Source organism: Thermohalobaculum sediminis, from assembly GCF_023487995.1.
GTDB classification, from domain to species: domain Bacteria; phylum Pseudomonadota; class Alphaproteobacteria; order Rhodobacterales; family Rhodobacteraceae; genus Thermohalobaculum; species Thermohalobaculum sediminis.
Map to the genome: position 1 here is coordinate 33741 of NZ_JAMFKN010000006.1, position 13086 is coordinate 46826.

Here is a 13086-nt window from a genome sequence, read left to right on the forward strand (position 1 = left end):
GGGCGTTTTCCTGGCGGCCCATGACATCGCGCGCAAGCCGCCTTCGCGGGCCGCGCCTGCACAGGCCGGGCGCCGCGTCGAGGGGATCGTGCTGTCAGGCGGAAGGTTGCCCGCCGCATGCCACCCGAGCGGGTCGCCCGCGAGGGCCGCTCCGACGGGCCGCGCTCTCAGACCAGCGCCGCGACGTCGGGCAGTTCCAGCGCCTTCACCATGTCGCGCACTTCCTGCCGCGCCGCGATATGGCTCATCGTGATGCTGATCGCTCCGCCCTGCTTGAGGTCGAGCAGCGTGAGCCCGTTGAGGAACAGCTCGCGGAAGATGACGCGCTCCGAGAAGCCCGGCGCGATGCGGAAGCCGATCCGCTGCGACAGTTCCTCCATCACCTTGCCGACCTTGCGCTTGTTGCGCGATTCAAGCATCGAGATGCGGTTGCGCAGCACCACCCAGTCCATCGGCGGGCGGCCCGCCGCGGCGCGGCGCTGGCGCGCGGACCACACCATCTCGGCATAGATCGACGGCCCGGTCACCCTGCCGCTGACCGGATCGACCCGGCCAAGCAGGTCGAAATCCACGAGGCTGTCGTTGATCGGCGTGACCAGCGTGTCCGCCGCCGCGTGGGCCGCCTCGCTCAGCGTGGTGACCGCGCCGGGGGTATCGACGACGATGAAGCGGCAGGTCTCGGACAGCCGCCCGATCGCCGCCGCCAGCGCCGCGCGCTCCTCGTCGGCGGCGTCCTCGCGGAGCGCGGCGCGGCTGGCGCCGACCTCGAGGCGCTCGGGCATCAGCAGCGGCTTGCCGACGCGCCGGCCCAGCGCCTCGCGGTTCTGGAGGTAGCGAAAGAAGCTCTGCTGGCGCAGGTCGAGATCGAGCGCGCCCACCCTGTGCCCCGCGCGCGCAAGCGCCACGAACAGGTGCATCGCGGTCGTCGACTTGCCGGCGCCGCCCTTCTCGTTGCCCAGAACGATGACATGGGCTCGCCCGGTCATGCCGCCCCGACCTCCATCACGCACTCCTCGCCGCAACAGACGAAAACGCGCCCCGCCGAGGAGGGGCGCGCCTTACCCGCCAGCCAGGCAGCCCGATCGGGCCGTGCCGGGCGATGCTCAGAAGCCGAAGCCCTCGAACTTCTTCTTGAACCGCGAAACGCGGCCGCCGGTGTCCATCAGGCGCTGCGAGCCGCCTGTCCAGGCGGGGTGCACGCTCGGGTCGATGTCGAGGGTCATGGTGTCCCCCGCCTTGCCCCAAGTGGTGCGCATCTGCACGACCGAGCCGTCGGTCAGCGCCACGTTGATGACGTGGTATTCGGGATGGATGTCGGCCTTCATCAACTCGCTCCTCGGGCACGGTCGGGCGCCGGGGCCCGTTTGTCGAAAACGGCCCAGCGCAAACGAAGCATCGCCCCGCCGCTGCGCACCGGCCGGTGTCGCGCGGTGTATAGAGGAAGGCCCCCGGTGCGGCAAGTCCCGAAACGCCGGGCCGGCGCCGACTGGGGAAGGACGCTCTCTGGGGGAAGGAACTGGTAACCATCGGGCAGGGGAACCTTAACCCGCGTCGTGCTAGGGACCGGATCGTGCAGAACGCGTGAGACGAAGTGTGGAATGAGCCCGACGACCGATCACCCCCCGGCCGCTGCGCGCGCCCCATCCTTCATCGCGACACGCTGCCCCGGTGCGTCCGCGCCGCCGAGATCCCCCGCCCAGCCCGTGCCCCGCTTGTCGCCCTGCGTGGACGCATTGCATCGCGAGGCGCCGCCGCACCCGCCGCGTCCAAGCCGGGCCGCGCTTCTCGCCGCGATCGACGACGGCGCGATCATTCCGGTCTTCCAGCCACAGGTGACGCTGCGCGGCGGCGCGCTGCTCGGGTTCGAGGCGCTGGCCCGCTGGCGTCTGCCGACGGGCGAACTCCTGCCGCCGGCCGCCTTCCTCGGCCCGGCCGCGGCGATGGGCCTGATCGAAAGGATCGACGATGCGGTCCTTCGCGGGGCGCTCGACCGGCTCCGCGCCTGGCGGGGCCAGGGTATCGAGGTGCCGCGGGTCTCCGTCAACGTCTCCGCGGCCGCGCTGCGCGACCCGCGCTGGCTCGACCGGCTGCAGCTCCATCTCGATGAACGGGACCTGGTGCCCGCCGACATTGCCGTCGAGATCGTCGAATCCGTGCTGATCGAGGACGATAACGACGTCGCGATTCGTAACGTCCGCGCGATGGCGCGCGCGGGCGTGGTGGTCGAACTCGACGACTTCGGATCGGGCCACGCGGCCTTCGCGAACCTGCTGCGCCTCGACCTCAGGGCGCTCAAGCTCGACCGGGCGCTGGCGCGGCACCTCGGCACCGACGGCCGCAGCGAGACGGTGATCCGTGCCGTCGCCGCCATGGCCACGGAACTTGGCCTTGGCACCATCGCCGAAGGCGCCGAGAGCGCGGCCGACATCGCCCGACTTGCCGCGCTCGGATGCGACGCGGTGCAGGGCTATGCAATTGCGCGCCCGATGCCTGGCGAGGACGCGACGCGCTGGCTCGCCGCTGCGCCGGACCTTCTCGCCGGGCCGGCATCGGGCCTCAGGGCGTAGCGCCCGCGCCGAGCGCCGTCAGTCGAAGCGGTAGAAGGCCTCGTAGATCGGCGCGAGCGTCGTTTCGTCGAACAGCGACGAGACCGACGTGTCGTTCCCGACGTTGAGAATCGCCTGGGCGAACAGCGGCGCGATCGAGACGACGCGGATGTTGCGCGCCTTCTTCACGGCCTCGATGGGCTCGATCGAATCGGTGATCACCAGCGTCTCCATCGCCGACGAAGTGACGCGTTCGATGGCGGGGCCCGATAGCACGCCGTGGCTGATATAGGCGTGAACCTCTTCCGCCCCCTCCTCCTTCAGCAGTTCGGCCGCCTTGACCAGGGTGCCGGCGGTGTCGCAGATGTCGTCGACGATCACGCAGGTCCGGCCCGAAACCTCGCCAATCACCGTCATGCTTTCGACCTCTCCGGGGCGCGAGCGGCGCTTGTCCACGATGGCAAGCGTCGCGCCGATGCGCTTGGCAAGATCGCGCGCGCGAACCACGCCGCCCACGTCGGGCGAGACCACGGTGAGGTTCTCACGCCCCGCCAGATGATGCTTGATGTCGAGCGCGAACACGGGCGCGGCATAGAGGTTGTCGGTGGGGATGTCGAAGAATCCCTGGATCTGTCCCGCGTGCAGGTCCATCGTCAGCACCCGGTCGACGCCCGCCTCGGTCATCAGGTTCGCGACCAGCTTGGCGGTGATTGGGGTGCGCGCCGCGCTCTTGCGGTCCTGCCGGGCATAGCCGAAATAGGGCGTCACCGCCGTGATCCGCCGCGCCGAGGCCCGCCGCAGCGCGTCAGTCATGATCAGCAGTTCCATCAGGTTGTCGTTCGCGGGGTTCGAGGTCGACTGGATGATGAAGACATCCTCGCCGCGCACGTTGTCGTAGATCTCGACGAAGATTTCCTTGTCGTTGAACCGCTCGACCCGCGCGTTCGCCAGCCCGATGCGGTCGCCGCGATAGACCGAGATGCGCCGCGCGATGGCCTCGGCCAGCGGCCGGTTCGCGTTCCCAGCGATGATCTTCATCCTGCGCTCGTCCGATTTCATGAAATCCAGCCCCCAAACGACGCGCGCTTCATAGGACAATCGGGCCCGCGCTGCAAAGCGCGTTTCATCGCATTGTCACGTACGGCGGCAAGAGCGCCGGGCGTCACGGCCCTGTCCAGTCGATCTGGCAGATCTCGGCCGACTTGCCGTCGAGGTTCCAGACCCGCCCGAAGTCGCGTACCTTGCCCTTCAGCGCCTGCGCGATGGTCACGTCCGGCCCCATCCAGTATTTGGTGTTGGTGACCTTCAGGTCCTGCCCCGGATCGGCCCCCTCGACCGGCGCGATGGCACCCTGGATGCGGCGCCCGACCGTCAGGTGGCGGACGTTCCCTTCGGTCGTGAAGCGGATCTCCTCGCGGATCGAGCCGAGATACTCGCTCACCAGCAGCCGGAACAGACCGGTCGTCCCTCGCGCGCGGCCCGAGAAGATCAGTTCGAGCGCGGCGAACTGCGCGTCATCTGCGCGGTCGTCGAAATAGCCCGCCGCCTTCCAGTCGCCCTCGCTCATCGAGCCTGGAATGTCCAGCATCATCGCGACGTTGAGGCCCGAGAGGTCGGTCGCACCCCATTTCCCCTCGTCGATCCGGACGCCAAGCCACGCCTTGCAGGTCCCCTGGGTCGGCGGATGCGCGCCAAGGCTCACGACGCAGGGGCAGAACACCGTGCAATTGCAGTTGAGGATCAGTTCGCCCTTGATCGACCAGGGCTCGATCGCCGTTTTCGCCGCGTCCAGCATGATGCCTCCCTTCGCCCGTTCCCAGGCCGTTTGTCAGACAATTGATTCGAGAACCAGCGCAAGCCCCGCCACCGCCAGCGCCGCCCCGGCGAGCCGCCCCGCCCGGTCGGCGCCCGGCAGCGTCTTTTCGGCCAGCATCAGCGCGCCCAGGGCCGCCATCCAGGTCAGGTTCATGGCGCCAGCGACCAACATCAGCGCCATGAGCGCCCAGCAGCAGCCGATGCAGATCAGCCCGTGCCGCAATCCCATCGTCAGTGCGCCGGCGGGGCCGTCGCGCCAGGACGCCATGAAGAAGGCGAGGGGGTTGCGGCACAGCGTGAGGCATGCGGCCTTGAGCGGCGTGAGCTGGTAGCCCCCGGCCAGCAGCAGGACGGTGCCCGCCGCAGCGCCGGTCAGCCCGGCGTCCGCCGTCGCGTCCATTGCGCCCGCAAGCGCGAGCTGCGCCGCCGCGGCGACCAGTCCGAAGCCGCCCCAGGCCGCGACATAACCGCCTGCGAAGGCAGCAAGGCACAGTGCCCGCCCGTGCTCGATCCGTCGCGACAGCCGCGCGTAGAGATCGATCGCCGGCGCCGCGGTCGGCAGCATCATGGCGACGCTCATCAGCAGCCACATCGCCGCAACCGCCGGATAGGCGCCCGGCGCGGGCGCGCCCCGCGCGAGGCAGAGCTCCGCGACCTCTGCGAGGAAGACCGTCTCGACGCCATGCCCCAGCGCCACCAGCGCAAGCCACCCCGCCGCCGCCGCAAGCCCGACGCCGAGGCCGGCCATCAGCCGTGGCCGCTCGGAAAGGCGGAGCACGCTCACGACACCCGGCTCCGGCCAGCAATGGCCTGCGCTTCGGCGACCAGGCGGCCCGTATAGTCAGACAATTGCGCGAGCTCGTTGATCAGCGCCGTGGCGTCGCGCCGCTCCAGCGTCGAGACGATTCTGGCATGCCGAGCCGCAATCTCGGCGCGGTCGCGCCCGCGCCAGGTCAGCATGTTGAGGAGCGGCTGCATCGCCTCGATCACCGCCGCCATCTGGAAGGCGATCAGCGGGTTGCCGGCGGCGTTCGCGAGAGTGCGGTGGAAGCGCACGTCGGACGCGCAGAATTCCTCGTCCGTCGTCGCGGGGTTGCGCTGCACGTCGATCTCGGCGCGCATCGCGGCAACCTGCTGGGCCGTGCGTCGCGCGCAGGCCAGCGGCGCGATCGCCGACAGGAACGTGAGCCGCGCCTCGGTCACTGCCTCAGGCGCAATGCGATTGAGTCCCATGAGCATGATCGCGGTCGAGACGAGCTGGTCCTGCGCCTCCTCGATGCCGTAGCGATTTACGAAGCTGCCGCCCGAGGAGCCTCGCCGCGTGCGGATCAGGTTCTGTGCCGCCAGCGTCTTCAGCGCCTCGCGCACCGTCGGCCGCGAGACGCCGAAGCGCGCGGCAAGATCCTGCTCGCCTGGCAGGCGCTCGTCCACGCCGATCCGCCCCTCGAGAATCAAGGCGCGAATTTGCGCCGCGATCGCCTCGCCGGCGCCCATTCCCTTGCCGCGTTCGTCCGACATCCGCACTTCGTTCCGCCGTTTCGTCCGGGAGTGGAGCTTGCCAAACTTCCGAATGTTTGACAATTTGAAATCCGACTCGCCGGCGCCGTACCCGCCGGCCCGGACCCGAAAGGAGCCCGCCATGAGCTTTCGCGCCCTGATCGTCGACAAGGCCGAGGACGGCACCATTAGTCAGACCATCGAAACGATCTCCGATGACCGCCTGCCGCAGGCCGATGTGACCGTCGCGGTCGAGTATTCGACCCTCAACTACAAGGATGGGCTCTGCTTGACCGGCGGCGGCGGGCTGGTGCGGAAATACCCCCATGTCCCCGGGATCGACTTCGCAGGCACGGTCGAGACCTCCGACAGCCCCGCCTTCCGGCCTGGCGACAAGGTCCTGCTGACCGGCTGGCGCGTGGGCGAGGCCTGGTGGGGCGGCTATGCCGAGAAGGCGCGCGTGAGATCCGAATGGCTCACGCCGATGCCCGCCGGGCTCGATGCGCGGCGCGCGATGGCAGTTGGCACGGCGGGCTTCACCGCGATGCTCGCGATCATGGAGCTAGAGGCGCATGGGCTGAAGCCGGGGCAGGGGCCCGTGCTGGTCACCGGCGCCGCGGGCGGCGTTGGGTCGGTGGCGACCGCGATCCTCGCCCATCTGGGCCATGAGGTCGCGGCCGTCACGGGCCGGCCCGAAACGGCCGACTATCTCCGCAGCCTTGGCGCCACCACCATCGTGCCCCGCGAGGATCTGGCCGAGCCCTCGGGCCGGCCGCTGGAGAGCGAGACCTGGGCTGGGTGCGTCGATGCCGTGGGCGGCAAGATGCTCGCGAAGGTTTTGACGCAGATGAAATATGGCGCCTCGGTCGCGGCCGTGGGCCTCGCCGGGGGCGCGGCGCTCCCGGCCACCGTCATCCCCTTCCTGCTGCGCGGCGTGAACCTCCTGGGGATCGACTCGGTGATGCGTCCGCAGGCCGATCGGGCCAGTGCCTGGGCGCGCATCGCATCGGACCTGCCGATGGACCTGCTCGACAGCATGATCCGTCCGGCGACACTTGCGGATCTGCCCGATCTGGGGCGGGCGATTCTCAAGGGGCAGGTGCAGGGGCGGGTCGTCGTCGACGTGCGGGCCTGACCGCTTGACCGCCTGCTGACCCTGCGATATCCGACGCTGGTCCGCGCGCCACGGCGCGGGCTGCCGCGAGCCGACTGACAGGCTCACCGGCTCGGCTGGAAGACCTGCCAGGATGGGGGATGCCCATGTCCAGGCGGGCGTTTCCCCGGGATGGTGCCGTTTGTGAACAGGGCTCACGCGATGACGCAGATCGATCTTGATTTCATCCGGTCGCAGTTTCCCGCCTTCACCGAGCCTTCGCTCGCGGGCTGGGGCTTCTTCGAGAATGCCGGCGGTTCCTACCCCGCCCGGCAGGTGGTCGACCGGCTTACCCATTTCTATACAAGCTGCAAGGTCCAGCCCTACGCGCCCTACCCGGCCTCGGAGCAGGCGGGCGCCATGATGGACGAAAGCTATGCCCGCCTCGCCGCGATGCTGAATGTAGGCGAGGACGAGGTTCATTTCGGCCCCTCGACCAGCCAGAACACCTATGTGCTGGCCCACGCCTTCCGCGCCCGGATGCGCGAGGGGGACGAGGTCATCGTCACGAACCAGGACCACGAGGCCAATTCGGGCGCCTGGCGTCGGCTGGCGGACAGCGGCATCGTGATCCGCGAGTGGAAGGTCGATCCCGAGACCGGGCATCTGAACCTTGGCGATCTTGACCGTCTTTTGTCTGACAAAACGCGCGTGGTTGCCTTCCCGCATGCGTCGAACATCGTGGCCGAGATCAATCCCGTGGCCGAGATCTGCGCAAAGGTCAGACAATCCGGCGCTGTCACGGTCGTCGATGGCGTCTCCTACGCGCCGCACGGCCTGCCCGACATCGGGGCGCTGGGCGCCGACGTCTACCTGTTCTCCAGCTACAAGACCTACGGGCCGCATCAGGGCGTGATGGCAGTCCGCCGCGAGGTCGCCGACCGGCTGCCGAACCAGAGCCATTGGTTCAACGCCGGGCACATCCGCAAGAAGCTGGTCCCCGCTGGTCCCGACCACGCGCAGGTTGCGGCCCTTGCCGGCATCGCGCTCTATACCGATGCCGTGCACGACCACCACTTCGCCGACCGCCCCGGCCCGGCCGAGCGGGCACGCCGCGTCCATGATCTCTTCCGCGCGCAGGAGGTGCGGCTGGCCGCGCCGCTGCTCGACTATCTTGCCGCGCGCAACGATGTGCGCCTGCTGGGGCCCCGCGACCCCGCGCGCCGCGCGCCCACCATCGCCATCGCTCATGCCCGCAAGGGCGAGGACCTCGCCCGCGCGCTCGGCGCCCACCGGATCATGGCGGGGGGCGGGGATTTCTACGCCGTGCGCCTCATCGAGGCGCTGGGGATCGACCCCGACCACGGCGTGCTGCGGCTGTCGTTCCTGCACTACACCTCGCCGGCCGAAATCGAGCGCGCCATCGGCGCCCTCGACCGCGTGCTCTCGGGCCGCTGATGCGGGTGATCGGCGGGCGCTTTCGCGGCGCGCGGATCGCCGCCCCCGGCGCGGCGGGCGGCGGCGAGGCGCATCTGCGCCCGACCTCGGACCGGGTGCGCGAGGCGCTGTTCAACCTGCTCGCCCATGGCGGCTATGCCGACCCGCCCGTGCCGGAGGGCGCACACGTGCTCGACCTCTTCGCCGGCACCGGGGCGCTGGGGGTCGAGGCGCTGTCGCGTGGCGCCATCCGCGCCGTCTTCGTGGACGATCACGGGCCCTCCCGCGCGCTGATCCGCGAGACGGTCGAGCGCCTCGGCCTCGGCGGCGTCACGAAGATCTGGCGCCGCGACGCCACCCGCCTTGGCCCCTGTCGCGGCGAGCCGTTCGACCTCGTCTTCGCCGATCCGCCCTATGGCACCGATCTTGGCATCCGGGCGCTCGCCTCGGCCCGCGAGGGAGGCTGGCTCGCGCCCGGGGCGCTGGTGGTGCTGGAGGGCCGGGCCGGCGACCCGCTTCCCGCCTTCGACTGGCTCGAGCCGCTCGACACCCGCCAGTATGGCGAGACACGGATTGCCATCTTCCGCGCCGTCTGACCCCCCTTGGCGCATGTCCGGCATGGCGCTAGGAACGATGCGACAGATCAAGGAGCGCGCCATGAAGATCGGACCCGAGACCCCCGCCATCGTGACCGGAGGGGCGAGCGGCCTCGGCGCCGCCTGCGTCGCGGCCCTGCGCGTCAAGGGGGCGCCCGTTGCCATCCTCGACATGGCCGCGCCCGATGGCGCCCGCGTCGCGGCCGAGTCCGGCGCGAAGTTCATCTCGACCGACGTGACCAGCGACGAGAGCGTAGAGGCCGCGCTGGCTGAGGCCGCCGAGGCCCACGGCACCGCGCGCATCGTGATTTCCTGCGCGGGAATCGCGCCGGCGATGAAGACCGCGGGCTCGAAGGGGCCGCACGACATGGGCCTCTTCACCAAGGTCGTCGCGGTCAACCTGATCGGCACCATGCGGGTGATGGCGCTGGCCGCGCAGGCGATGCGCGAGGCCGCGCCCCTCGACCCCGACGGCGCGCGCGGGGTGATCGTCAACACCGCTTCGGTCGCGGCCTTCGAAGGGCAGATGGGGCAGGCGGCCTATGCCGCGTCGAAGGGCGGGGTCGCCGCGCTGACCCTGCCGGCCGCGCGCGACCTCGCCCGCGACGGCATCCGCGTCTGCGCCATCGCGCCCGGCATCTTCGGCACGCCCATGCTGCGCGGCCTGCCCGAGGAGGTGCAGGACAGCCTTGCCGCCCAGGTGCCCTTCCCGGTCCGTCTGGGCGACCCCGCGGAATTCGCGCGCCTTGCCTGTTTCATCGTCGAGACGGGCTATATGAACGGCGAGGTCATCCGCCTCGACGGCGCCATCCGGATGGGCGCGCGCTGACGCGCCCGGCCATCAACCAGAGGGAGACGTTCCATGACCATCGCAGTCGGTGACAAGCTGCCGGACGGCAAGCTCTTCGAGATGACCCCCGACGGCCCCAAGGCGGTGCCCGTGGCCGAGGTGTTCGGGGCCAGGACGGTCGCGCTCTTCGCCGTGCCGGGCGCCTTCACGCCCACCTGCCACCAGAAGCACATGCCGAGCTTCGTAGAGAACGCCAAGGCGCTGAAGGCCAAGGGCGTGGACGAGATCGTCTGCATCACGGTCAACGACCCGTTCGTGGCCCGCGCCTGGGGTGAGGCGACGGGGGCGAAGGACGCGGGCATCCGCGTGATGTGCGACGCGGATGCGAGCCTCGTCACCGCCATGGGCCTCAGCTTCGACGCCTCGGGTGCGGGGCTGGGCCACCGCGCTCAGCGCTTCTCGGCGGTGGTGAAGGACGGCAAGATTGCCTCGCTCAATGTCGAGGACGCGCCGTCGAAGGCCGAGGTGACCAAGGCGGACGTGCTGCTCGGCCAGCTCTGACGGCTGCTCTCCGCTCGGCAAGGCCCCGGCTCGAGGCCGGGGCTGCGGCTTGCTGCGTGCATCGCCGCGGCCGTTACGTCCCCTCCCGCGCTGCCCCGGGCTTGACCCGGGGCCTCCCGGCCCGCTTTTGCCGGTCGGCCCGTCTGCCCTCACCCGCCGCGCCGGAACGGGGTGAACCCGGCCAGCTCCGCCCCCTCGGCCGCGACGGCTGCGCGCTCCTGCTCGAGATATCGCGCCACCGCGGCGCGGAAACCGGGGTCCGGGATCCAGTGCAGCGAGCGCGTCGTCACTGGCTCGTAGCCGCGCGCGAGCTTGTGCGCGCCCTGCGCGCCCGCCTCGACCCGCGCCAGTCCGTGCTCCAGCGCAAAGTTGATCGCCTGGTGGTAGCAGCACTCGAAATGCAGGAAGGGGCGATCCTCCCGGCAGCCCCAGTAGCGGCCATAGAGCGTCTCGGCCCCGATGAAGTTGAGCGCGCCCGCGATCCAGCGGCCCTCGCGCTCGGCCATCACCAGCAGGATGTCGTCGGCCATCGTCTGGTGCACGATGTCGAAGAAGCTGCGCGTCAGATACGGGCTGCCCCATTTCCGCGACCCGGTGTCCTGGTAGAACAGCCAGAACGCGTCCCAGTGCTCGGGCCGGATGGCGGCACCGGTGAGGTGATGCAGCCGCACGCCGTCCGCGAGTGCGCCAGCCCGTTCGCGCCGGATCTGCTTGCGCTTGCGCGAGGCAAGCGCGTCGAGGAAATCTGCGAAGTCGCGATAGCCGCGGTTGATCCAGTGGAATTGCTGGTCTGTGCGCTGCAGCAGGCCCAGACGCCCGCCCAGCTCCCACTCCGCCTCGGTGCAGAAGGTGATGTGCAGCGAGGAGAGATCGTTTCCGGCCGTGAGGTCGCGTGCCGTGCCCATCAGGGCGGCCTGCATCGCCTCGGCGCCCGGCCGGGCATCCGGGCGGGCCATCGTCCGTGGGCCGGTCGCGGGGGTGAAGGGGACGGCCGATTGCAGCTTGGGGTAATACTCGCGCCCCGCGCGGTGCCAGGCATTCGCCCAGGCATGGTCGAAGACATACTCGCCCTGGCTGTGGCCTTTCAGGTAGAGCGGCATCACCGCCTCGACCCGCCCGGCCACGCGCGCAACCAGGTGATGCGGCGCCCAGCCCGTCGCCGGCGTGGCCGAGCCCGAGGATTCGAGCGCCGCAAGGAAGGCGTGGGTCACGAAAGGATTGACGGCCCGCGCCCCCGCGGCGCGTCCGGGCGCCGCGCAGGCGTCCCAATCCGCAGCCCCGATCGCAGCTATGCCGCGCACGACCTCGATCTCGATGCGCGTCTCGCCGTCGGGCGGGTGGGTTTCGGGGCGGTTCATGCCGGCCAAGGTGGGTGGGGCGGGGCGCCGATCAAGGCCCCCGCCCTCACGTCTCGCGGAAGGCGCGGTTGAAGTAGTCGGTCAGCGGCTTCATCAGGTAGGCCATCGGCGTGCGCGCGCCGGTCTGGACGAAGACCTCGACCGGCATGCCGGCCAGCAGTTCGCGATCCGCCAGCCGCTCGCGTTCCCCCTCGGCCAGCACGGCCTCGCCGCGGTAGAAGCTGCGCCCCGACTGCTCGTCGAGATGCGCGTCGGGCGAGATCCGCGCGACGATGCCGTTGAGCTCGGGCGTCGTGCGGCTGCTGAAGGCGGGGAAGCGGACGACCGCCTGCATGCCTGGCGCGACCTCGTCGATGTGGATCGGGTCGATCTCGATGTCGATGACAAGGCTCTCGTCGGTCGGCACGACATAGAGAACGGGCTCGGCCGGGCGGATCACCGCCTTGATGGCGAAGACCGCAAGCTCGTAGACCACGCCCGCGCGCGGCGCGCGGATGTCGAGCCGGTCGAGCCGCTCGCGCAGGGCGATGCGGCGCTCCTTGAGCTCCAGCTCGCGGAAGCCGAGGTCGCGAAGCTGGGTGATCGCCTCCTCGCGCCGCAGCGTGCCCAGCTTGAGCCGCTCGATCCCGATTTCCGAGATCTGCGCCGTGAGCTGCGCGACGCGCGAGATGAGTTCGCCTTCCTGCCCCTTGAGCCGCGCGGCCTCGCGCTCGAGCGACAGCACGCGGTTCGCCTGCGCGAGTCCCTGTGCGAACAGCTTCCGCTGACCCTCCAGCTCCTCGTCGATGAAGGCGTGCTGGCGCCGCAGCGCGTCAAGCTGCGCCTCGGTCCCGGTGATCTGCTGCGCGATCTGGATCTGCCGCTCGGCCAGCAGGCTGCGCTCGCCCTCCATGGTCTCGGCCCGCGCGCGGAACAGCCGCCGCTGGCCCTCGATCAGCGCCGCCACGTCTGGCCGCACGGCGGCGGCAGAGGCGAGTTCGGGGTCGAAGGCGATCTCGGCGGCGTCCGTCTGCTCGGCTTCGAGCCGCCCCCGGCGGGCCATGATCTCGAAGAGCTGGCTCTCGAGCACGGCAAGCTCGGATCGTAGCGTGGTGTCGTCGAGCCGGATCAGCGTGGCGCCCGCTTCGACATGGTCGCCCTCGCGCACCAGGATCTCGCCAACCACGCCCCCGTCGGGATGCTGGACGACCTGCCGCTGGGCCTCGACCCGCAGCCGCCCCGGCGCGATGACGGCGCCCGCGAGCTCGGCGGTGACGGCCCAGCCGCCCATGCCGCCGGCGAGCAGGAGGATCGCCAGCAGCCCTGCGCGGACCTGCCTCTGGACACCCCAGCGCGGCGCCGCCGCGGCATCCGGCGAGGGAAGCATCGGCGTCATGGCAGTTCCTCCCGCAGA

The 13086-nt window shown here is 70.4% G+C and carries 14 protein-coding genes; 6 read left to right on the forward strand and 8 right to left on the reverse strand.

Going from position 1 to position 13086, the window contains the following annotated elements; translation table 11 throughout:
* Nucleotides 1-167: 167 nt before the first annotated feature.
* Both M1105_RS13065 and rpmE read right to left on the reverse strand, forming a co-directional pair.
* A complete protein-coding gene (locus M1105_RS13065) occupies nucleotides 168-986 on the reverse strand; it encodes a division plane positioning ATPase MipZ (RefSeq protein WP_249580818.1) in 819 nt (272 codons plus the stop codon).
* 117 nt (nucleotides 987-1103) lie between these two features.
* A complete protein-coding gene (rpmE, locus tag M1105_RS13070) occupies nucleotides 1104-1325 on the reverse strand; it encodes a 50S ribosomal protein L31 (RefSeq protein WP_249580819.1) in 222 nt (73 codons plus the stop codon).
* A gap of 399 nt (nucleotides 1326-1724) precedes the next feature.
* Between rpmE and M1105_RS13075 the strand changes: the two genes are divergently transcribed.
* Nucleotides 1725-2567, forward strand: a complete 843-nt coding sequence (locus tag M1105_RS13075) for an EAL domain-containing protein (RefSeq protein ID WP_249580820.1) — start codon at nucleotides 1725-1727, stop codon at nucleotides 2565-2567.
* Between the two features lie 18 nt (nucleotides 2568-2585).
* Here M1105_RS13075 and M1105_RS13080 read toward each other — a convergent pair whose 3' ends face one another.
* The 4 genes from M1105_RS13080 to M1105_RS13095 form a co-directional block, all read right to left on the reverse strand.
* Nucleotides 2586-3584 carry a ribose-phosphate pyrophosphokinase gene (locus M1105_RS13080; protein ID WP_249580821.1) on the reverse strand — a complete coding sequence of 333 codons (999 nt, stop codon included), beginning with the start codon at nucleotides 3582-3584 and terminating at the stop codon, nucleotides 2586-2588.
* Nucleotides 3585-3708: 124 nt separating this feature from the next.
* Nucleotides 3709-4341, reverse strand: a complete 633-nt coding sequence (locus tag M1105_RS13085) for a DUF1326 domain-containing protein (RefSeq protein ID WP_249580822.1) — start codon at nucleotides 4339-4341, stop codon at nucleotides 3709-3711.
* Nucleotides 4342-4374: 33 nt separating this feature from the next.
* Complete coding sequence (locus tag M1105_RS13090; protein ID WP_249580823.1) at nucleotides 4375-5145, reverse strand: DUF2182 domain-containing protein; 771 nt, start codon at nucleotides 5143-5145, stop codon at nucleotides 4375-4377.
* Nucleotides 5142-6047, reverse strand: a complete 906-nt coding sequence (locus M1105_RS13095) for a FadR/GntR family transcriptional regulator (protein ID WP_249580824.1) — start codon at nucleotides 6045-6047, stop codon at nucleotides 5142-5144. Before M1105_RS13095 ends, M1105_RS13090 begins: the two co-directional genes overlap by 4 nt.
* Between M1105_RS13095 and M1105_RS13100 the strand changes: the two genes are divergently transcribed.
* From M1105_RS13100 to M1105_RS13120, 5 genes are all read left to right on the forward strand, one after another.
* Nucleotides 6001-6993, forward strand: coding sequence for an MDR family oxidoreductase (locus M1105_RS13100; RefSeq protein WP_249580825.1), 993 nt, complete (start codon nucleotides 6001-6003; stop codon nucleotides 6991-6993). The two genes, M1105_RS13095 and M1105_RS13100, sit on opposite strands and share 47 nt — an antisense overlap.
* A gap of 180 nt (nucleotides 6994-7173) precedes the next feature.
* Nucleotides 7174-8409 (forward strand): aminotransferase class V-fold PLP-dependent enzyme, encoded by a 1236-nt coding sequence (locus M1105_RS13105; protein WP_249580826.1) that lies wholly within the window; start codon nucleotides 7174-7176, stop codon nucleotides 8407-8409.
* Nucleotides 8409-8984, forward strand: coding sequence for an RsmD family RNA methyltransferase (locus tag M1105_RS13110; protein ID WP_249580827.1), 576 nt, complete (start codon nucleotides 8409-8411; stop codon nucleotides 8982-8984). Before M1105_RS13105 ends, M1105_RS13110 begins: the two co-directional genes overlap by 1 nt.
* A gap of 61 nt (nucleotides 8985-9045) precedes the next feature.
* Nucleotides 9046-9813 (forward strand): SDR family NAD(P)-dependent oxidoreductase, encoded by a 768-nt coding sequence (locus M1105_RS13115; protein ID WP_249580828.1) that lies wholly within the window; start codon nucleotides 9046-9048, stop codon nucleotides 9811-9813.
* A 33-nt stretch (nucleotides 9814-9846) separates the two neighbouring features.
* Nucleotides 9847-10335 carry a peroxiredoxin gene (locus tag M1105_RS13120; RefSeq protein ID WP_249580829.1) on the forward strand — a complete coding sequence of 163 codons (489 nt, stop codon included), beginning with the start codon at nucleotides 9847-9849 and terminating at the stop codon, nucleotides 10333-10335.
* 149 nt (nucleotides 10336-10484) lie between these two features.
* Here the strand turns inward: M1105_RS13120 and M1105_RS13125 are convergent, their stop codons facing one another.
* Together M1105_RS13125 and M1105_RS13130 are read right to left on the reverse strand one after the other, a co-directional pair.
* Complete coding sequence (locus M1105_RS13125) at nucleotides 10485-11693, reverse strand: GNAT family N-acetyltransferase (RefSeq protein WP_249580830.1); 1209 nt, start codon at nucleotides 11691-11693, stop codon at nucleotides 10485-10487.
* Between the two features lie 46 nt (nucleotides 11694-11739).
* Nucleotides 11740-13068: an HlyD family type I secretion periplasmic adaptor subunit gene (locus M1105_RS13130; RefSeq protein WP_249580831.1), complete on the reverse strand. Its 1329-nt coding sequence runs from the start codon at nucleotides 13066-13068 to the stop codon at nucleotides 11740-11742.
* Nucleotides 13069-13086 lie beyond the last annotated feature (18 nt).